The organism is Thermostichus sp. MS-CIW-34 (assembly GCF_054060435.1).
In genome coordinates, this window is sequence record NZ_JBSSDE010000053.1 from 1 (window position 1) to 18912 (window position 18912).

Below are 18912 nucleotides of genomic sequence, written 5' to 3' on the forward strand. Positions count from 1 at the left end.
CCGGGCTTGTTTTGTTCTCTGGTAGAGCAGAACAGGCTCAGGGCTACTGAAAGCCCGCTCCGTACCGCTTAGCGGTCGGAGCCGGGTAGTTTACCTCCCACCATCCCTAGGGGGCTGGCGGCAACGAGCAAGAAATGGTGGCGATCCCTGGCCTCATCTCCCGAACAGGCTTGATAGCCTAGAGGAAGCGAGATGTGGATACCCATGTCAGATACTCCTGCGGTCTTGGTAGAGCAACTTCAAAAGCGCTACGGATCCACAGTGGCCGTGGCGGACGTCTCGTTTCAGGTGGAACCCGGCCAGATCTACGGCATTCTCGGCCCCAATGGAGCGGGCAAGACCACCACTTTGCATTGCCTCTGCACCTTGCTCCGTCCCGACTCAGGCCGGATAGAGGTGTACGGGATCCCGGCCAGCGAAAACCCCAAAGCGGTACGAGAAAAACTGGGGTTTGTCGCCCAAGAGGTGGCCTTGGATAAGGTGCTGACCGGGCGAGAATTGTTGCAGTTGCAGGCCGACCTCTACCACCTGCCTCGCCCCTTGGCTCAAGAGCGAATCGTTGCCGTCCTGGAACTGCTGGGGCTGACCGACCGCGCCGACCAACTCATCGGTACCTACTCCGGCGGGCTGCGCAAACGCTTGGATCTGGCGGCAGGACTGCTCCATCAACCCCAGGTGCTGGTCTTGGACGAGCCCACGGTGGGCCTGGACATTCCCAGTCGGCTGGCCATCTGGGATTTTTTGCGCCAACTCAAGAACACAGGGATCACAGTGGTGCTCAGCAGCCACTACCTGGAGGAGATCGACCTGCTGGCGGATCGGGTGGCCATCATCGACCGGGGCAAGGTGATCGCCGAGGGAACCCCCGAGGAGCTGAAAACCCGCGTCGGCGGCGAGCGCATCACCGTCAAGCTGCAGGAATTTGCCCCGGCGGAACTGGCCCAACGGGGTGCCCAACTGCTGGGATCCCTGCCCTTTGTCCAGAAGGTGGTGATCAACAGCGCCCAGGGCAACGCCCTGAACCTGGTGGTGCAGCGGAATGGAGAGGATCCCCTCAGCCAGATTCGCGCCCACTTGCAGGCTCATGGGCTAGAGGTGTTCAGCAGCACCCAGTCTCGTCCCAGCTTGGATGATGTGTATTTGGCGGCAACCGGGCAAACCCTGATGGACGCGGAGCTGGCCGCTGCCGAGGCCAATCTGGGCAAAAAGAAAAAGTAACTTCATCACCTCATGCTCGAGCCCCATTGATCCCTGTACAAAGGCATATCGAGATATTTATTGGTTGTATTGGTTGATGGATTAGATACTGCATTCATTCATCACACATTCATTGATCACAACTCTACAGGAGCTTGGGTATGACCTCTGCCTCTTCCCCGGTTCAATCTAACCCGATCCCCCTTCTGACGGCTGACTTTTGGCAGGAGACCTTCGCCCTCACGCGCCGCTTGTTTATCCAACTGAAGCGTCGCCCCACAACCTTGCTGGCCGGCATTATCCAGCCGTTGCTCTGGCTGATTCTATTTGGAGCCTTGTTTCAGAATGCTCCTGCCGGCATTTTCGGGGCCGGACAAAACTACACCCAGTTTTTGGGGGCGGGAGTCATTGTGTTTACGGCTTTTGGTGGAGCCTTGAATGCCGGAGTGCCGGTGATTTTCGACCGAGAATTTGGCTTTTTGAACCGGTTGTTGGTGGCTCCCCTCACCTCTCGTTTTTCCATTGTTCTTGCTTCTAGCCTGTTTATCGTCAGCTTGGCGTTGCTGCAGACGGCAGTCATTGTGGGGGCAGACTACGCCCTTGGGGCCGGGATCCCAGACGGGCCAGGCTTGGCGGTGGTGGCCTTGATCGTGGGCCTGTTGGTCTTGGGCTTCACGGCCCTGAGCTTGGGCTTGGCCTTTGCCATGCCGGGGCACCAGCAATTGCTGGCTTTCATCTTTTTGGTCAACTTGCCCCTGATCTTTTCCAGCACGGCCTTGGCTCCCCTGAGCTTTATGCCCACCTGGCTGCGTTGGGTGGCCAGCCTCAACCCCCTCACTTTTGCCATCGAGCCCATCCGCCATGTTTACCGCAGCAGCCATTGGAGCTGGGCCGATGTGGTGCTGCAGGCTCCCTGGGGCGATCTCACCCTGGCGGGATCCCTGGGCCTTTTGACGGGGTTTGTGGGGGTGTCGGTTCTACTGGTGCAGGGGGTGTTGCGCAAAAGCTTGGCCTGAGCCTCTCTGCCCAGGCTGTGCCCCTCAAAGCCACTGGCGGGAAACGGACTTCTCCATAGCTGCCTGTGCCCGCTGCACCAGAGCCAGGGGGCTGTCCTGGGCTGGGGAAACGCTGAGAGAAGGAGTAAGGCTGCGAGCCTGCAGAGCCATGTGGAGCTGCAGTTCGGTTACGTACTCCCGCAGGCCAAAGTTAGACCCAGAAGAAGAAGGAGCCGCTGAAGAGGGGTGAGACACAGACATCACGGCAAAGAGTCCTTCGCGAAATGGCCACTGTTGCTCTGCTAAGGTATCACGCCCACCCCTTTTCCGAAGCTTCCAAAATGTTAGCTTTGATTAAGATTTGCAACCGTTTGGCCATGGTGGTGCTCAAGGATTGGCAGCGCTCCAAGTTGGATCCCAGCGACGATGCCCTCTTTTACAGCTATCCTCGCTTCGTGACTCATGTGGATTCTGGCTTCATCGGCCAGCTCACCGATCTATACCGCGAGCATTTGCGGCCCCAGACCCGCATTCTCGATCTAATGAGCAGTTGGGTCTCCCATTTGCCACCTGAGATGGAGTTTGCCCATGTGGAGGGGCATGGGATGAACCCTGAGGAACTGGCGGCCAACCCCCGGCTGGATCACTTCTTCATCCAAAACTTGAACCAAAACCCAAGTCTGCCCTTCCCTGATCAATCCTTCGACGCGGTGCTAAACACGGTCTCGGTGCAGTATCTGCAGCAGCCGGAGCAGGTGTTTGCCGAGGTGTATCGCATCCTAAAGCCCCAGGGCCTCTTCATCGTCAGCTTCTCCAATCGCATGTTTTTCCAGAAGGCGATCCAGGCTTGGCGGGACAACTCTGAGGCGGGGCGGGTGGAGTTGGTCAGGCGCTATTTTGAGTCGGTGCCAGGGTTTGCGGTGGTGAAAGTGATCCAGCGGCCTGCCCCTATGGGTTGGCTGGGCTTTTGGGCAGGCGGAGGCGGGGATCCCTTCTATGCCCTGATTGGACAGCGGACGGCGGGGTAGAATTCTCCAGCTTGCCTGTGGCGTGCAGGCGGGATCCTTGGAAATATCCAACAAGACTCCAGCATCCACCAGATCTTGCAGCTGTGTTATCCTCGCTACCCTCATAGGTCTGTCTTGTTCTCCGGTCTTTCTGACAGTTCTTCCCCACAAAACGGCGATCCTTCCCCCCTACCCATCTCAGCAATTGGGGAGGCGGGGCTGCTGCAGATCGTGCAGCGCTACTGTCCGGCCCAGGTGGTGGGGGATGATGCGGCGGTGTTGGCTGCTCCGGAGGGGCAGTTGGTGGTGACAACCGATGTGTTGGTGGAGGGAGTTCACTTCAGCGATCTGACGACCCCGGCCCATGCGGTGGGCTGGCGCGCGGTGGCCGCCAATCTATCGGATCTGGCCGCGATGGGATCCCGTCCGCAGGCGTTGGTGGTGGGTTTGGGCTTGCCGGGCTCCACACCGGTTGCTTGGGTGGAGGAGCTTTATCAAGGGATGCAAGCCTGTTGCGCCCGCTGGGAATGCCAACTGGTGGGAGGGGATCTGTGTCGGTCGCCGCATCGATTTGTGGCAATCACGGCCCTGGGATCGGTGCAGCCGGGGCGGGCCATTCAGCGCAGACGGGCTCAACCCGGCGATTGGCTGGTGGTAACAGGGCCCCACGGAGATGCGCGGGCAGGCTTGGAGCTGCTTCTCCATCCTGAACAGGGATCCTCAGCCACGGCAGCCGAGCGCGAGCAGTTGATCAGGGCTCACCAATACCCACGCCCGCGACTGGATCTGTTGCCCCTCTTAGAAGGGATCCCGGATCCCTTGCGCATTGCCGGTATGGATACCAGCGATGGTTTGGCAGATGCCCTGGTGCAGGTGTGTCAGGCCAGTGGGGTGGAGGCAAGGATTGCCGTGGAGCGGATCCCGATTTCAGAAGCTTTGCGGCAGGCTTTTCCGGCCCAAGCCTGGGAGTGGGCGCTTTATGGGGGCGAAGATTTTGAGCTGCTCCTCAGTGCCGAGGTGTCGGTGGCCAAGCATCTGTTGGAAGAATTGCCAGGGGCCGTTTGGATTGGAGAAGTGACAGGCTGGGATCCGCAGGGAACCGTCTGGCTGAAGGACGGGCAGGCCCTCAGCCGTCAACAAGCCTTCCAGCATTTCTGAGAGAAGTTGTGCTGCAGGATGGCCACCCAAACTGCCAACAGTTGAAGACAAATCGACTTGTGGGAGAAAACAAGCCCTAGGAAGGATTCGATAACCTAGAAGTGGAGAGAAGCTGAGATAAGGAAGCAAATTGACCTGGAACAGCTTCAGGCAACTGCTGAGAACTCCGCAGAACTTGGATTGGAGAAGCATTGGAGACTCTACTCATGGAAGCTATCTTAACAGCAGCCATTCTTGGCCTGGCCGGGATCCCTTCGTTGGCCCCCTTGCCCAGTTCGGCTCAGCCGCTTTTTGAATTGGGTGCCTACCGCCTTGAGCAGGGGACGATTATCCCGGTCGGCAGCCTGAGTAGCGAAGGGCCGCAATACTTTTATCCCGACACCGTCTATCCCCTGGAAGTGGCCGTTACTCAGAACATTTTTGACAGCCAGGGGCGCTTGGTGATCCCGGCGGGTAGCCGCGTTTTTGGACAGATGGAACCTGCACCGGGCGGATCCCGCTTTGTCGGTACTTCTATTGTTCTCGGCGGTCGTACCTACAGCCTACGGGCTTCCTCCAACATCCTCCACGACGAAAAGGATCCCCGTCAGTATTCGGCTGAGGCCATTGCTCAAGATGCAGCCATTGGGGCAGCCGCGGGAGCCATTTTGGGGGCCATCACGGGCAGAGTATCAGTGGGCAATGTCCTGGGAGGTGCCGCGACCGGAGTGGTGGTGGGCAATGTTACCGCTCCGCAGGTGGTGGTGCTGCGCCCCGGCCAATCTTTCAATCTAACTTTGGAAGCTCCGCTGACTTTGTGAGGTGCCGTTTGGAGATTCCTCTGGGAGTGTTGAGGGTCGGCAACTTGTGATTCACTGGGGATCAGACTGCGGATCCCTGTTTTCATGGCTACTGAATCTAAGCCCACTTCCCCCCTCTCCTCCACTGATCACAGGTTTACGGCTGGAGAGGAGAGCTTTACCTACAGAGCGCTGGCCGGTTGGCAGACCCTTTTCCAGCGGGAAAAGCCGGTGGCCGAGATCTTTCACGTCGCCTATCTAAAGCAAGACTCCGCCTCTCAGCACCGCCCTCTCACTTTTGTGTTCAACGGTGGGCCTGGGGCAGCTTCTGCCTACCTGCACATGGGAGCGCTGGGGCCCAAACGGATTTGCTTCGGGCCCAACGGCAGTTTGCCCCCCTCCCCGGTGCGGCTGGTGGACAATGCCGAAAGTTGGTTGCCCTTTTCCGACCTGGTCTTTGTCGATCCGGTGGGGACGGGGTTCAGCCGCGCCCTGCCCAAGGATTCTCAAGACCCCAAAGATTCCCGGGAGAAATCCGATCCGGCATCCAAGCCCCCTCAGCCGGATGCTAAGGCGGAGGAGCCTCCTAAGGAATCGCCCTTCTGGGATGTGGAGCGGGATTTGCAATCCTTGGGAGAATTCATTCAGGGCTTTCTTTCCCGATACAAACGCTGGCTCTCCCCCATTTTCATTGCCGGCGAAAGCTACGGTGGGTTTCGGGTGGCGCGGCTGGCCAAGGAGCTGCAATCCAAGTTTGGCGTAGGCTTGTCGGGGGCCATTCTCATCTCGCCTGCACTTGAGTTTGGGTTGCTGGAGACCAACGATTACAACCTCAGCACTTGGGCAACGCTTTTCCCTTCCTATGTGGCCACAGCAGCCCATCATGGACGGTGTGGCTGGGGGGAGGATTTGCAGATCCTGCTGCCCAAAGCAGAACACTTTGCCCGACAACGTCTGCTGCCCCTCTTGGCCATGGGGGAGGCAATGCCAGAGGCAGAACGGCAAGCGGTGTATCAGGAAATGGCAGCAGGGATCGGCCTATCTCCAGAATATGTAGCCCACAAAGGCGGGCGGATCGATATCGCCAGTTTTGCCCGCGAGCTGTTGCGGTCGCAGCGACTGGTGCTGGGGCTCTACGATGCTTCTGTAACCACGGTGGATCCCTTTCCGGATCGGCCTACCTTCGAGGGATCCGATCCCACCTTGGATGGGATCGATCGCCTGTTCACGGCAGCCATCAACAGCCACTTGCGAGAGACCTTGCAGGTGGAAACGGAGTTGACCTATCACCTACTGAACCTGGAGGTGTTCAAGTCCTGGCGGTTCACCCCAAAAGGAGAGTTGAAGCAAGGATTCATCGGGGCAATGGACGAGCTGCGCAGCAGCATGGCCCTCAACCCCCACATGCGGGTGAGCATTCATCATGGCTTTTACGACCTGGTCACGCCCTACTTTGCCTCGAATCACCTGGTGGATTTGATGAAGTTGGATCCGCGGTTGAAGGCCAACCTCACCCTACGTCATTATCGCGGCGGACACATGTTCTACACCTGGGATCCCTCGCGATTGGAGTGGTTTACAGAAATGCGTGAGTTTTACTCGAAAACAGCTTCCAGCTCAGCTTACTAGCGCAGGAGCCCCGCACTGTACCCGTAGGGTCAGTGTCGGGAGGAAAGCGCTTTGATGAAGTACAATGAACTTATGAGCCAAGTCCTGACCATCTCCTGCAAGCTCAAGGTGTCCCCGTCGCAAGCCGCTAAATTGGACGCGACGATGGATGCCTTTGTGCAGGCACTGAACTGGGTCAACCAGAACACGCCGGAGAAGATCGTTAATGCGGTCAAACTGCAATCCCTTTGCTACTACGAGATTCGCGCCCGATTCGGCTTGTCTAGCAACTTGGCCCAACAGGTCTGCAGGCGGGTGGCCGGCGCCCGCAAAGTGGCGAGACAGCGCAACCGTCCAGTTAAAGAGTTCAAGCGTAGGTTCGCTACCTACGACGCACGCATCTTCTCGTTCCGCGAGAAAGACTGGACGGTGTCGCTGACCACGGTGGAGGGTCGGGAGCGCTTTGAGCTGTCCATCGGCAACTACCAGCGTGGGATACTGGCGGGTTCCAACCCAAAAGCCGCCACGCTGGTCAAGCGGAAAGACGGCTCCTACTACATCCAGATTTGCGTAGAGAAAAAACCACCCAAGCAGCAAGATGCCGACAAGGTGATCGGGGTGGACTTTGGAAGGACGGATATTGCCCATACGTCAGAGGGGGACAACTGGAATGGACAGCAGTTGAACAGAGTCCGAGACCACTACTCCCGGTTGAGGGCGGTACTCCAACGTAAAGCCAGTAAGGGCACACGCAGTTCGCGGCGCAGATGCCGTCAACTGCTGCAACGGCTGTCTGGCAAAGAGAGACGCTTTCAAGCTTGGGTGAACCACAGTATCGCTAAGCGCATCGTTAAAACAGCTCAATCTCTTTCTGCCTGCATTGCCATTGAGGACTTAAGCGGCATTCGAGAACGCACCAATCAACACCCCCGCAGTCGTGAGGAGCGGCGGCGTAGCAATAGCTGGGCGTTCTACCAGCTGCGGCGGTTTATCGAATACAAGGCTGTGAGGGCGGGTGTCAAAGTGGTAGCTGTCCCTGCGGCCTATACCTCGCAGATCTGCCACAAGTGCCTGCATATTCATCCCGACTCCGCTCAATCCTATCGCAAGGGTAAGCAGTTCAAATGCGGGCACTGCGGTTGGGAAGGGGATGCGGATTTTAACGGTGCGAAGGTGATTGCGCTTTTGGGGGCTGCCGTAAACCAGCCTAGAGGTTCGGGCCTGTTTTGTTCTCTGGTGGAGCAGAGCAGGCTCAGGGCTACTGAAAGCCCGCTCCGTACCGCTTAGCGGTCGGAGTCGGGTAGTTTACTAGCTCAAACGACCCTACTCCCTACAACCAGTCGCGTAGCTCTGAGCTGGGGATCTCACGGCGCTCCCCGGTAACCGTGAGAAAAATCGTGAGAAAAATAATGAGCGGTTTTGATTCCTGTCTTTCCCTCTTCTTGAGAGAGAGAACTCAGATGGGATCCCTGTGGGCTAAGGGGCTTGTTGTTGACTTTGAACAGGAGGGATCCGGCGCAAATTCAAAAGCACCATTGCGCTGAGGGGGCGCGTGTTGGCCAGTAGCCCCACGATCAGCAGCAGCCAACTGTTCAAGGTAGTATTGTCCAGCAGCCAACCCATCAACAGAGCCGATCCTGCCCCTTCGGCAACTGCCGCCAAGATCCAAGCCCGGCTACCTTTCCAGCGCTGAGACCACAAGGCCCATTGCAGCCCACCAACGCCGACCCCCACCAGCAAACCGCGCAGCACATCTCCCATCGCCCGCAAGGCATTTTGGAGCCAGGGATCCGTCGGGTTAAAAGCAGAGGTTGCCACCCCCACCTGGGGAGCGAGGAAATCCGCTGCCACCCAGCCCAAAGCCGTGGCCAGCAAAGTTGCAGCCACCCATCCCACCGAAACCTGCCGCCGCAACACCAGCCACTGCAGCAGCCCCATCAGCAAGCCAAGGCCGGCTCCAGCCACCGCTTCTTGTAGTGATCCCAAAGCCGCCAGCAGAGGCGCTGATGCCCCCAGCCCCAGGTAGCCGATCCCAGCCGCCCCCAAATTGGCCAAGAGCCAACTCAACGCCGACCCTTTGCCCAGGCGGGGTGCATTCAGGGGTGCATCCAACAGATGAGAGCCGGACTTGCTGTTGACATGTTCCTGCCCAACCTTCTGTTCCACCTCGCGCAGCCCCTGTTCCGCTGAAGGGTTACCCGGCTCCAGCCGCAGCACCCCTTGATAGTCCATCTGGGCAAGGCCCCAATGTCCCTGCCGTTGGTGGGCCAGGCCGCGGTAGAGATAGTAGCGGGCTTCGTTGGGGGCGCTCTGGATCAGCTCATTGAGCAGATGGACGGCCATCTTGTACTCGCCTGCCTCGATCAGACTGACCGCCCGTTGTAGCTTTTCTTCCTCGTCTGGGGCAGCTCGACCCATCGGCTGTTGGGAAGTCGGCTGGCCAAATCCGGTCGGGATCCGCGGGGGGCGAACACCTTGAGGTGAACGAGAGGAATTTGAGGGGACGAACGGGGCAGGAGGGGCAACCTTGTTTCCATAGACAGCCTGTAGCTGCTGGCCGAGCACTTCCATGTTGGCTGGGCGGAGGGCAGGGTCTTTCTCTAGGCACTGGAGGATGACCCTCTCCAGAGCAGCAGGGATGGGGTGGGCTAGCTTGTGGTCTTGGAAGGGGCGGGGCTTTTGAAAGTTGTGGACGTGGTACCAGCCTTGCAAGGTGTCGGTATCCGGCTCGAAGGGCAACGCACCGGTTAACAGCTCGTACAGCACCACCCCCAGGGAATAGATGTCGGAGCGGCCATCCAGCTTTTCTCCGCGCATTTGCTCGGGCGAGGCATAGACCATCGTGCCCAAAAAATAGCCCGTCTGCGTCAGGCCACGAGAGGTCTCCCCCATGAGCTTGGAAATGCCGAAGTCCAGGATCTTGACCCGCTCTTTCCCATCGGGCCCTTTCTGCACAAAGATGTTGCTGGGTTTAATGTCGCGGTGGATGACGCCGCGAATGGAGTGCTTGCCCAGATCCATCTGAAAGTTGTGGGCGTGGTGCAGGGCAGAGCAAATTTGCAGAGCCAAGTTCACCACTCGCTCTGGGTGCAAGGGGCCTTCCCGAGCCAGCACATAGTCCAACCCCTGGCCGCTGTAGGGTTTGGCATTCAGGTACTCCATCACCAGATAGGGCTGGTTTTGGTACAGGCCGTAAGAGCGCACCTGCACGATGTTGGGGTGCTCGCCCAATAGAGCGCTGACCCTGGCCTCATCCATGAAGCGTTGCTGCAGTTGCTGGTAGTACTCTGGGCCCATGTCCGGGGGCGGCGGGCGCAACAACTTGACGGCCACCAGCTCGTCATTGAGCTGGGTATCCACCGCCTCGAACACATTGCCGTAGCCACCCTCGCTGATGTGGCGGGTCAGCCGGTAGCGGTTGCCAATCAGTTGTCCAATCAGGCGCTGGTTCATGGAGGAGGGTGGCCAGCTGGGGAGTTTACCTATGATTTGATTCTATTCAGCTTATGGGCCTAGAACCTGCTGGTGAGGGATCCGCTGCCATTGCGACCCCTTTTCCACCCCAAAAGCCAGGGATCCCGCTAGGATTGGGGCATGAGTGCTCCTTCTGCAACTGCTGCTCTATCCCCTTTCTGGCTGGAGGTTACCGAGTTTGCCTTGCAGGCTACGGCCAGCGTGGGATCCCAGCTCTTGGCAGACTTTGGCCAGGCCCACCCTACGGTTCGCGCCAGCGGGACGGAGTCCTTAAAAGCCGACGGCAGCTTGGTAACCTCTTCTGACCAGTGGGCGGATCGCGCTTTTCAAGGGGCCATTGCCGCTGCCTACCCCGATCACGGTTATCTGAGCGAGGAATCCAACCACATTTTTCCCGAGAAGGAGTGGTGTTGGGTAGTGGATCCTTTGGATGGCACCACCAATTTTGCCCGTGGGATCCCCATTTGGGGCAGCTCCTTGGCTTTGCTGCATTGGGGCGTGCCGGTGTTTGGCTGTGTCCATCTGCCGCCCATCCGCCAGACTTTTTACGGTTATTGGCCTCGGTTTCCTGGGGATGCAGCAGCAGGAGCTTTTCTCACCCGCCACGACCGGGATCCCGCCTGTCCCCAGCCAATCCGTCCTAGCATCGCCTCACCCGGCCCCAACCAATTGTTCAATTTCTGTTCCCGCAGCAGCCATTGGATTAGCCCGCAATTCCCTTGCAAAGCGCGGATGTTGGGGGGCGCTGCCTACAACCTGCTGGCGGTGGCCGGTGGCAGCCTTTTGGGGGCGGTAGAACGCTCGCCCAAGATCTGGGATGTGGCGGCAGTGTGGGCCATTGTCAAGGGGGCCGGCGCCGTTTGGGAACCCCTGAGCTGTGCCGATCCGGATCCCGGCCAGCCTCTCATTCCCGGCAAGGATTATGGCCGACTCACTTACCCCGCCCTGGTGGCAGCTCAAGCCGAGTGGATCCCCTTATTTCGCGCCTTCATCGCTCTGTAGCTTTCGTAAACGGCCTGCACGTTGTACCAGTTGAGGAAAAAAATCCGGCACAGCTCCAAGGCCAACTGCGAGCGGCCATGCCGGATCAACCAGCGCAGCAGCGGTTCCACCCGCTTCTCGTTCAGCCAGCCCCCCAGGGATAAAAGGCCCCACAGGAATCGGTGCAGGGGCGTCAGTTGGATCATCAGGCGCACGGCCCAGGTGGGGTGTTTTTGGTAAAAGAGAATACCCATGCGGCCCCGCTGCCGTTCCCGCTCAATCAATCCTGGGATCTGCTGCAGCTCAAAGGGCGGATGCCAGTGGTAGCCGGTGGCCTGGGGGCACTTGACCAGGCGCAAGCCCAAACGCTTTAGCCGCACCCCCAGCTCCAGGTCTTCCCAGCCGTAGAGGTGAAACCGCTCGTCAAAGGGGCCGGCGGGGGTTTCGCAGGCCCGCTCCAACCAATGGCGGGCAATGGCCACGTTGCCGGTGGCGAAAAAGGCTGCCGAAAAATCGGTGGGCTTGAAGGGCTCGGAGCGGGGATCCTGAAAATTGCTCGTGTTGATCACCCGCCCGTAGGTGAAGACCTTAGCCTCGTGGGGGGAGCGGGGATCCCCTGTAACGCCGTGCCGCCGCAGCATCTGGGCGTGGCTGGCCAAGAAGTGATCCACCACCACCAGGTCGCTGTCGATAAAGACGATGAGGGATCCCTGGGCGTGGCGAAACCCCAAGTTGCGGGCAGCGGCGGGGCCGCGGTGCTCCTGCTGCAACAGTTTCCACTGGGGCAAGCCGATGGGGTTGTTCTGCAGCCATTCCACTGTGCCATCGGTGGAGCCGTCGTCCACCACCACCACCTCGTAGCCCTCGTAGGGGCCGGGCTGCTGCTGCGCCAGGGCCCGCAGACACTGCTCCAAAATCGGACGGCGGTTGTAGGTGGGAATGATGACGCTGATGTACACCGGGGATCCCTGGAGATGGCCGTGCAACCTTAGAGCAAAAGTTGAGCAAAACGCTTCAGGGAGGAGGGGTTCGCGCTGCCTGTTAGGCTAGAGGGCTTTTAGGAGCATGACTCTAGTCAATAATAAGCTCAACTATACTGAAAATAATGTATAATATGTTCAGTACGGATTACTACCAGTTGATCTTTCTGTTTACTTTCGAGTCTGCCAACATGGTAGCCAAAGCAAAGCAGAAAATTGGTAGTAAGACGACACGGAAACTGCGCTTTGGGTATTCTACTCAAAGCTTTGCGGGATACCGCCATTCTGTTTGGACTCCGTCCCGCTAACGCGAATGGAAACAAACAGAATGCTATCGCTGCATAGTTGAACAGTGATGTTCGGCAGTGTTCAGCGTAAATGTATCAGCTCTGCCGACTGGCGCACCGTCTCGAAAAAGTAATGGACATTGGCCTCTGGAGTGCTTGGGTGGATGCCATGGCCCAGGTTCATGATATGCCCACGGGATCCGGCTTTTCGAATCACCTCTAGGGTGCGCTGCCGGATGAACTCTGGCGATCCCAGCAATACCATCGGATCCAGATTGCCCTGCACCGCCAGGGATCCCAGGCGGGCCCTGGCCTCTGCCATATCGCTCATCCAATCGAGGCTGAACACGTCGATGCCGGCTTTGCCCACCCGCTCCAGCAAAGCGGCGCTGCCGTTGATGTAGAGGATCAGTGGCACCTGCGGATAGCGAGCTTTCACCTGATCCACAATTTGCTTTTGGTAGGGCAAGGCCCAACACTCGTAATCGACTGGGCTGAGCTGGCCGGCCCAAGTATCGAACAACTGCACCACCTGGGCGCCGCACTCGATCTGGTAGATCACGTAGCGGGCAATGCTGTCGGCCAGCTTACTCAGCAACTGATGCAGCAATGGCGGCTGCGCGAAGGCCAAGCTTTTGATGTGGGCGTAATCTTTGGAGCTGCGCCCTTCCACGGCATAGCAGGCCAGAGTCCAGGGGGAGCCGACAAATCCCAGCAGCGTCGCTTTTCCTTCCACCTCGCGGCGCAGGGTGCTGAGAATGGTCTTGATGAAAGGCAGACTTTCTTCCGGTTCCAGTAGGCGAATGCGCTCAATTTGGGCTTGCGAACGAATCGGCGGGTCGATGATCGGCCCCTGATGCTCCACCAGCTCAAAGGGGATCCCCATGCCCTCAAGGGGGGTGAGGATATCGCTGAACAGGATCACCCCATCAGGGGCAAAGGCCCGAAACGGTTGCAACGAGATCTCGACGGCCAGCTCCGGGATCTCGCAACGCTGCTTAAAGGTGTACTTGCTTTGCAGCTCGCGGTAGGCCGCCATGTAGCGACCCGCCTGGCGCATCATCCAAACTGGAGGGCGATCCAGCACTTCCCCTCGGGCCGCCCGCAGCAAACGGTCACCCAAGTGCTCCGCACCGCTGGCGGTGGAGGAGGTGGCGCTGAGCTGAACAGGCGAGTGGGACATAGGAGGGCAATCCGGCTAAAGATCCTTATGAATCCTGACATTGTGGCGACAGCAACCGCAAGTTGGCGGCTCAGGATCCCTGCAGTTTCTTCATCGGCTGCAACTTGCTGTTACTTCTTACCCTTTTGGCCTCTGGGCTGGGATCCCCAATTAAAGTGGACATGAGATAATGACACCTGACAAGTCTGTTGAAGAACGGCTCGACAAGGATCCCCCCATTGCCGAGTTGAGAGGAAACCCCGCTTGGTTGCCCAAACCTTTAACCTGAAAGCCTACCTGAGCCAGCGTCAGCAACAGGTGGAAGAAGCTCTCTCTGCAGCTTTGGTTCCCGCCTATCCGGAGCGCATTTACGAGGCGATGCGCTACAGCCTATTGGCAGGGGGGAAGCGCCTCAGGCCCATCCTCTGTCTGGCTGCTTGCGAGTTGGCCGGCGGCACTGTGGAGCAGGCTCTGCCTACCGCCTGTGCCCTGGAAATGATCCACACCATGTCGCTCATCCATGACGATCTGCCGGCCATGGACAATGACGACTTTCGCCGCGGCAAACCCACCAACCACAAGGTGTTCGGCGAAGACATTGCCATCTTGGCGGGAGATGCTCTGCTGGCTTTTGCCTTTGAGCACATTGCTAGCCAAACTCAGGGGGTACCGCCGCAGTTGGTGTTACAGGTGATCGCCCGCATTGGCCATGCTGTGGCGGCAACCGGTTTGGTGGGGGGACAGGTGGTGGATCTGGAGTCGGAGGGCAAAGCCATTTCCCTGGAAACTTTGGAGTACATTCACAGCCACAAAACCGGCGCTCTATTGGAAGTCTCGGTGGTTTCGGGAGGGATCCTGGCGGGGGGAGATGAGGAGCTGCTGGACCGCCTGAGCCGCTACGCCCGCGATATTGGCTTGGCCTTTCAGATTGTGGACGACATTTTGGACATCACCGCCACCAGCGAGCAACTGGGCAAAACGGCAGGCAAGGATCAAGCTGCCGCCAAAGCCACCTATCCCAGCTTGTTGGGCCTAGAGGCTTCCCGGCAAAAAGCCGAGGAGCTGATTCAATCGGCCAAGGAAGCGTTGCGCCCCTATGGATCGCGGGCAGAGCCGCTGTTGGCCCTGGCAGATTTCATCACTCGCCGTCAGCATTAGGGCAGGACAAGAGGACAAGTTAGATGGGATCCCTGGAGACCCTGCTCGCATGTCTGTGCTGGAGAGCCGTATGCTGCAACAGTTGATGGCCAATCATGTCCTCTGGGTTGCTTTGCTGGCCAGTGTGTTGGCCCAAGCCATCAAGCTGATCCTTTCCTATGTGCGGTCAGGCAAGGTTAACCTGCGAGTCTTGGTGGAAACCGGGGGAATGCCCAGCTCCCACGCAGCGTTGGTGACGGCTTTGTCCATTGGGGTGGGGATGCAGGAAGGCTGGGACAGCCTGCTGTTTGCCGCGACGGTGGTTTTCGCATTGGTGGTGATGTACGATGCCGCGGGGATCCGCCAAGCCGCCGGAAAACAGGCGCGGGTGCTGAATCGCCTCCTGGAAGAATGGTTTGAAGAAAAGGGCGCCGACCGTTTTCCAGAACCCTACCTGAAAGAATTGCTGGGGCACACTCCCGTGCAGGTCATGGCCGGCGCGGCTTTGGGGGCAGCCTGTATTACATTGTCGTTTGCCCTGGGAGTAAACTGAGAGCCATTGGGGCATGCTAAGGCAGAAGTACCGCGGGGTGGTCATGGCTTCCAGTTCTCAACCTCGTCCGATCCAACGTTGCCCTTCCTGTGGCAAGCCGATCCCAGCCTACCGGTTCAAATCTCCCTACTGTGACCACTGCGGTTGGCGGGCGGCCCCGGCAGCGCAAACCCCTCAAAAAGGCGGATCCCTGGGCCAGAAAATTGCAGCTCAGGTAAACGGGATCGGATCCCAAGGTCAACGCTTCAAGGTGCCCCCTCTGCTACAGCCGCTGCTGAACTTCAACTTTTACCTCTATCTGCTCTGGGGGATCAGCCCTCTGTTTCCGCTGGTGGTGGATCGACCCCTGCTGGCCGAATCCAACTATCTGCTCCTAATCCCGCTTTTGTTGAGCTGGGGGCTGCTTTATTTGGCGGTGCGAGATCTGCCGCTGCCGGACAATTTGCGGCTGCCGCGCCTGTTGTTGGATGTATCGTTCATCCTGCTGCCCTTCTTCCAGAAAATTAATGTGTCCAAAGCCCCCAACCGACCCTATTGGAATGCTCTGCTGATTTGGGTGATCGGGATCCTGCTGCTTGCCGCTTTGCGGCTTTGGAGCTTTAGCCTGCTCCTGACGGCGGTGACCTTGCTGTTGACCAGCTTCTGCACGTTGCTGTTTTAACCGAGATCCTTGCAAAGAACCTCAATATTTAATATTTAACATTTCATGAGCATTCCTGCTGCCCGTCAACGCTTTGCCCTTGAAATCCAATCGGAGCCCATCGATCTGGGTCGGGCGGCCCTCTGGATTGCCCAAGAAGCCTATCCCGATCTGGAGGTGGAAGAGTATGTGGCCGCTCTGGATGAGATGGCCGCAGAGGTGCAAGAGCGCCTTCCCCCGGAGCGTTATCCCCTGCGGGTCATCAAGATCTTGAATCACTATCTCTTTGAGGATCTGGGCTTTCGTGGCAATCGCGAAGATTATTACGACCCACGCAACAGCTTTTTGAACGAAGTGATCGATCGGCGCACCGGGATCCCGATTACGCTGTCGCTGATCTATCTAGAGCTGGCGCGGCGGATCGATTTTCCCATGGCAGGAGTGGGCATGCCCGGCCACTTTTTAATCCGGCCCCTGTTTGCAGGCGCCGAGATTTTTGTGGATCCCTTTCAGCAGGGGGAGATTTTATTTCCAGAAGATTGTCAAGAGCTTTTGTCGCAAATCTACGGGCCTGGGATCCCTTTCCAAGAACACCACCTACGCCCCACCCCTCCCCGCCTGATCTTGGTACGCTTGCTCAACAACCTCAAGCAAATTTATCTGAGCCGCGCCGAACTGGAACCCGCTTTGGCAGCAGCGGAACGGATCTTGTTGTTGATCCCTGAATCCTTGCCCCACCTAAGGGATCGCGGGCTGTTGTATTATCAGTTGGGCCGTTGGCAGCAAGCCTGCCAGGATCTCAAGCGCTACTTAAAACAGGCGCCTTTCCACCCCGAGATCAATCGCTCTGATGAGCATTTAATCCGGGAAATTGTCGAGAGATTGGAATCTCATCCCGACTCATGCTAGGAGCATGCACAATTGCTCTCAGTTGTGCGTTGTGTAAGTGTGTAAGTTTTGAGCAAGATCTGCCGTCGTTTGCAAGCAAGGCTAGGTTTCTAGCAGGGATCGGAAGCAGCCCTTACCTCTTGGCGCAAAATGGCTTCCACCAGCTTATCTAAAGCCTCTAGATCAGATAGATCATAGTTTTTTTCCCAGAGGATTTGGTTAATGCTGGATTCCTGCTGCAGAGTTAAAACCGAAGATTGTAAAACCTCATCGATGATCTGGCGAATGCTCATCTTAACCTCGCAATCGTGAGAAGAATTGATGGCTTTGGCTCATAAGCCTAGAATGCTGGAAACGCTCTGCGATAGCCATCGTGAGGATCACGTATTTTGACATCAGAATCTGGGGCGACTCATCCAAACCCTTTCGGGGAAATCGCCAATAGTACTTTTACGGACTTGAGCTATGGATGGCGCTGAAGTCTGCGAACTTCTCAGGATCTTCTGAGACAGACCTGCTCCCCATTGAGGGCAGCTTGGGCCTCATCATCTGTTGCGAAGGCGGTGCGAATGATGCGCTCACCGGGATGGCGATCCCCTGCCGAAAGGCCGAGATCCCGCACCACAAATGAGCGCTGGATCCAGCGGTCGAAGCCATCGTAGCGGGGAGAGAAGGCAGTCCGTCCGTGAACGGTGCGGCGATTGTCAATACAGAGCAGATCCCCTGTTTCCAGCTTGATGCCTCGGTAGACAGCGTGGATTCCCTTCCTCAGGGCTTCTAGAGCCAGACTGGCTTCGGGGGTGAGCCCCACCATCAGGTCTTCGTCGTAGTTCCAGAAGGGATCCTCTCGACGGCCATACAGCACCGGCAAAATGGGTCCATTGATCAGGGCTTGCCGGTTGCCGAAGGAGTAGTCGATGCCAGTGCGATACAGGGGTTCAAACAGCAGCTCTCGATCGCGCTCTCCCAGCAAAGGCAGGACATGACGGATGCTGGCGTAGGTGGTTTCCGCCATACGATCATGGTCGGGGCGCAGGCAAAACAGCAGCAAAAACTCCGGTGAGTGGGGATGAAAAACCGTCTCGCGGTGAAACTGTAGCCAAGTGCGGGATCCCTCGGAAGATTGCACCTCTTCGCTGTCGGGAGTAGGCACCAAGTTTTGAAACAAATCCCCGTTTTTTTCTTGGATGTAGGAGACCAAATGCCCCAAGCGGCTGCCGATCATCGCCAAGCAGCGTTCGCTGACAAAAGTGGTTTTCTCCTCAGAGCGCTGCGCCAGAGCCGGTGTGCGGGTATGGTCTAGTCCGGGATCCACGGGCAAGCCCCGCAGCAGCAGGATCCCTTCCGAATTGGAATACAACTGAAACTCCAGCAAGGCCCGCCGCAGATAACGGGGCAGCTCATCTGCCCGCATCTCGCAGTCCAGGAGAAATTCTTCTGTTTCCCGATAGGGATCGGGCCCAGGTGCCAAAAACAGGTTTATCGTCTTTTCATCAAAGCCCCGACAATCGATCAGCAGGCATCCTTTTGCAAGCTGTGAAGTCTTCATCACGATCCCTCACCACCCACTGCCCTAGTCATAGCAGCCGCAGCAACTTTTGGGCAGGGATCCTACACTCAAAACCCAATCTCGGCGAGTGTAGCGCACTACCCTTCGGTGCTAGAACCTCAGTCTGAGGCGGGGCAGAGCAAGGCTCTAGTCAATGATACGCTGGACTATACTGGAAATAATGTATAGCATGTTCAGCATGACTGCTTGGTATGGCTAGGTATGTGAAACCGAGAGAAGCGGCCGACTATTTCGGGGTGTGTCTCCACACTTTGAGGCGATGGGAGCAGAAAGGTTGGATCAAAGCAATACGTACGCCATCTGGTAGGGCAAGAAGGTATGACCTCGACAGTTACATCAGAACGCCAAAGAAAGCCAAACGAGTCGTTTTGTATGCCCGAGTTAGCAGCCGAGGGCAGAAGCCAGACTTGGAGAGACAGATTGCAAGACTGGTTAACCTCTATCCTGGAGCCGAAGTGGTCGGAGAGATTGGCGGCGGTCTCGACTTCAAAAGACC

Annotated in this window: 19 protein-coding genes; 13 read left to right on the plus strand and 6 right to left on the minus strand. The window is 57.8% G+C overall.

Going from position 1 to position 18912, the window contains the following annotated elements:
• Nucleotides 1-204: 204 nt before the first annotated feature.
• On the plus strand, nucleotides 205-1218 hold the full coding sequence (locus tag ACVWYY_RS13555; protein ID WP_457404206.1) for an ATP-binding cassette domain-containing protein: 1014 nt from the start codon (nucleotides 205-207) through the stop codon (nucleotides 1216-1218).
• Nucleotides 1219-1358: 140 nt separating this feature from the next.
• Entirely contained in the window at nucleotides 1359-2213 is an 855-nt protein-coding gene (locus ACVWYY_RS13560) for an ABC transporter permease (RefSeq protein WP_457440828.1), read from the plus strand.
• 24 nt (nucleotides 2214-2237) lie between these two features.
• Here the strand turns inward: ACVWYY_RS13560 and ACVWYY_RS13565 are convergent, their stop codons facing one another.
• Nucleotides 2238-2453, minus strand: coding sequence for a hypothetical protein (locus ACVWYY_RS13565; RefSeq protein WP_011433464.1), 216 nt, complete (start codon nucleotides 2451-2453; stop codon nucleotides 2238-2240).
• 116 nt (nucleotides 2454-2569) lie between these two features.
• Between ACVWYY_RS13565 and ACVWYY_RS13570 the strand changes: the two genes are divergently transcribed.
• From ACVWYY_RS13570 to ACVWYY_RS13590, 5 genes are all read left to right on the plus strand, one after another.
• The gene (locus ACVWYY_RS13570) at nucleotides 2570-3220 is read left to right on the plus strand and encodes a class I SAM-dependent methyltransferase (RefSeq protein ID WP_011433463.1); all 651 of its coding nucleotides are present in this window, start codon (nucleotides 2570-2572) and stop codon (nucleotides 3218-3220) included.
• 114 nt (nucleotides 3221-3334) lie between these two features.
• Nucleotides 3335-4357, plus strand: coding sequence for a thiamine-phosphate kinase (gene thiL, locus ACVWYY_RS13575; RefSeq protein ID WP_457394295.1), 1023 nt, complete (start codon nucleotides 3335-3337; stop codon nucleotides 4355-4357).
• A gap of 206 nt (nucleotides 4358-4563) precedes the next feature.
• Entirely contained in the window at nucleotides 4564-5157 is a 594-nt protein-coding gene (locus tag ACVWYY_RS13580) for a hypothetical protein (protein WP_457440830.1), read from the plus strand.
• Between the two features lie 84 nt (nucleotides 5158-5241).
• Complete coding sequence (locus ACVWYY_RS13585; protein WP_457404201.1) at nucleotides 5242-6765, plus strand: S10 family peptidase; 1524 nt, start codon at nucleotides 5242-5244, stop codon at nucleotides 6763-6765.
• A gap of 72 nt (nucleotides 6766-6837) precedes the next feature.
• Nucleotides 6838-8031 (plus strand): RNA-guided endonuclease InsQ/TnpB family protein, encoded by a 1194-nt coding sequence (locus tag ACVWYY_RS13590; protein ID WP_457404200.1) that lies wholly within the window; start codon nucleotides 6838-6840, stop codon nucleotides 8029-8031.
• A 189-nt stretch (nucleotides 8032-8220) separates the two neighbouring features.
• On the opposite strand, the gene ACVWYY_RS13595 is transcribed toward ACVWYY_RS13590, so the two are convergent.
• Nucleotides 8221-10197, minus strand: coding sequence for a protein kinase domain-containing protein (locus ACVWYY_RS13595; protein WP_457440831.1), 1977 nt, complete (start codon nucleotides 10195-10197; stop codon nucleotides 8221-8223).
• A gap of 141 nt (nucleotides 10198-10338) precedes the next feature.
• On the opposite strand from ACVWYY_RS13595, the gene ACVWYY_RS13600 reads away from it, so the two are divergent.
• Entirely contained in the window at nucleotides 10339-11220 is an 882-nt protein-coding gene (locus tag ACVWYY_RS13600; protein WP_457440833.1) for an inositol monophosphatase family protein, read from the plus strand.
• Here ACVWYY_RS13600 and ACVWYY_RS13605 read toward each other — a convergent pair.
• Both ACVWYY_RS13605 and hemE read right to left on the minus strand, forming a co-directional pair.
• Nucleotides 11175-12158, minus strand: coding sequence for a glycosyltransferase family 2 protein (locus ACVWYY_RS13605; protein ID WP_457440837.1), 984 nt, complete (start codon nucleotides 12156-12158; stop codon nucleotides 11175-11177). The two genes, ACVWYY_RS13600 and ACVWYY_RS13605, sit on opposite strands and share 46 nt — an antisense overlap.
• 390 nt (nucleotides 12159-12548) lie before the next feature.
• Nucleotides 12549-13649 carry a uroporphyrinogen decarboxylase gene (gene hemE, locus ACVWYY_RS13610; protein WP_414418418.1) on the minus strand — a complete coding sequence of 367 codons (1101 nt, stop codon included), beginning with the start codon at nucleotides 13647-13649 and terminating at the stop codon, nucleotides 12549-12551.
• 243 nt (nucleotides 13650-13892) lie between these two features.
• Between hemE and crtE the strand changes: the two genes are divergently transcribed.
• The 4 genes from crtE to ACVWYY_RS13630 are packed head-to-tail and all read left to right on the plus strand — an operon-like array spanning nucleotide 13893 to nucleotide 16867.
• Nucleotides 13893-14786 carry a geranylgeranyl diphosphate synthase CrtE gene (gene crtE, locus ACVWYY_RS13615; RefSeq protein ID WP_414328882.1) on the plus strand — a complete coding sequence of 298 codons (894 nt, stop codon included), beginning with the start codon at nucleotides 13893-13895 and terminating at the stop codon, nucleotides 14784-14786.
• A gap of 49 nt (nucleotides 14787-14835) precedes the next feature.
• A complete protein-coding gene (locus ACVWYY_RS13620; RefSeq protein ID WP_414328881.1) occupies nucleotides 14836-15318 on the plus strand; it encodes a divergent PAP2 family protein in 483 nt (160 codons plus the stop codon).
• 43 nt (nucleotides 15319-15361) lie between these two features.
• Nucleotides 15362-15979: a hypothetical protein gene (locus ACVWYY_RS13625; RefSeq protein WP_457387798.1), complete on the plus strand. Its 618-nt coding sequence runs from the start codon at nucleotides 15362-15364 to the stop codon at nucleotides 15977-15979.
• A gap of 45 nt (nucleotides 15980-16024) precedes the next feature.
• The gene (locus tag ACVWYY_RS13630) at nucleotides 16025-16867 is read left to right on the plus strand and encodes a SirB1 family protein (RefSeq protein ID WP_414350903.1); all 843 of its coding nucleotides are present in this window, start codon (nucleotides 16025-16027) and stop codon (nucleotides 16865-16867) included.
• Between the two features lie 89 nt (nucleotides 16868-16956).
• Here the strand turns inward: ACVWYY_RS13630 and ACVWYY_RS13635 are convergent, their stop codons facing one another.
• Nucleotides 16957-17139 (minus strand): hypothetical protein, encoded by a 183-nt coding sequence (locus ACVWYY_RS13635; RefSeq protein ID WP_414342619.1) that lies wholly within the window; start codon nucleotides 17137-17139, stop codon nucleotides 16957-16959.
• 200 nt (nucleotides 17140-17339) lie between these two features.
• Nucleotides 17340-18395 (minus strand): TauD/TfdA family dioxygenase, encoded by a 1056-nt coding sequence (locus ACVWYY_RS13640; RefSeq protein ID WP_457440835.1) that lies wholly within the window; start codon nucleotides 18393-18395, stop codon nucleotides 17340-17342.
• Nucleotides 18396-18607: 212 nt separating this feature from the next.
• Between ACVWYY_RS13640 and ACVWYY_RS13645 the strand changes: the two genes are divergently transcribed.
• Nucleotides 18608-18912: IS607 family transposase (locus ACVWYY_RS13645; protein WP_457404189.1), on the plus strand; the 305-nt coding region annotated here is incomplete at its 3' end.

Coding starts and splice junctions, on each gene's coding strand:
- ACVWYY_RS13555 (WP_457404206.1), top strand. CDS start 205: ATGTCAGATACTCCTGCGGTCTTGGTAGAGCAACTTCAAAAGCGCTAC.
- ACVWYY_RS13560 (WP_457440828.1), top strand. CDS start 1,359: ATGACCTCTGCCTCTTCCCCGGTTCAATCTAACCCGATCCCCCTTCTG.
- ACVWYY_RS13565 (WP_011433464.1), bottom strand. CDS start 2,453: ATGTCTGTGTCTCACCCCTCTTCAGCGGCTCCTTCTTCTTCTGGGTCT.
- ACVWYY_RS13570 (WP_011433463.1), top strand. CDS start 2,570: ATGGTGGTGCTCAAGGATTGGCAGCGCTCCAAGTTGGATCCCAGCGAC.
- ACVWYY_RS13580 (WP_457440830.1), top strand. CDS start 4,564: ATGGAAGCTATCTTAACAGCAGCCATTCTTGGCCTGGCCGGGATCCCT.
- ACVWYY_RS13585 (WP_457404201.1), top strand. CDS start 5,242: ATGGCTACTGAATCTAAGCCCACTTCCCCCCTCTCCTCCACTGATCAC.
- ACVWYY_RS13590 (WP_457404200.1), top strand. CDS start 6,838: ATGAGCCAAGTCCTGACCATCTCCTGCAAGCTCAAGGTGTCCCCGTCG.
- ACVWYY_RS13595 (WP_457440831.1), bottom strand. CDS start 10,197: ATGAACCAGCGCCTGATTGGACAACTGATTGGCAACCGCTACCGGCTG.
- ACVWYY_RS13600 (WP_457440833.1), top strand. CDS start 10,339: ATGAGTGCTCCTTCTGCAACTGCTGCTCTATCCCCTTTCTGGCTGGAG.
- hemE (WP_414418418.1), bottom strand. CDS start 13,649: ATGTCCCACTCGCCTGTTCAGCTCAGCGCCACCTCCTCCACCGCCAGC.
- ACVWYY_RS13620 (WP_414328881.1), top strand. CDS start 14,836: ATGTCTGTGCTGGAGAGCCGTATGCTGCAACAGTTGATGGCCAATCAT.
- ACVWYY_RS13625 (WP_457387798.1), top strand. CDS start 15,362: ATGGCTTCCAGTTCTCAACCTCGTCCGATCCAACGTTGCCCTTCCTGT.
- ACVWYY_RS13630 (WP_414350903.1), top strand. CDS start 16,025: ATGAGCATTCCTGCTGCCCGTCAACGCTTTGCCCTTGAAATCCAATCG.
- ACVWYY_RS13635 (WP_414342619.1), bottom strand. CDS start 17,139: ATGAGCATTCGCCAGATCATCGATGAGGTTTTACAATCTTCGGTTTTA.
- ACVWYY_RS13640 (WP_457440835.1), bottom strand. CDS start 18,395: ATGAAGACTTCACAGCTTGCAAAAGGATGCCTGCTGATCGATTGTCGG.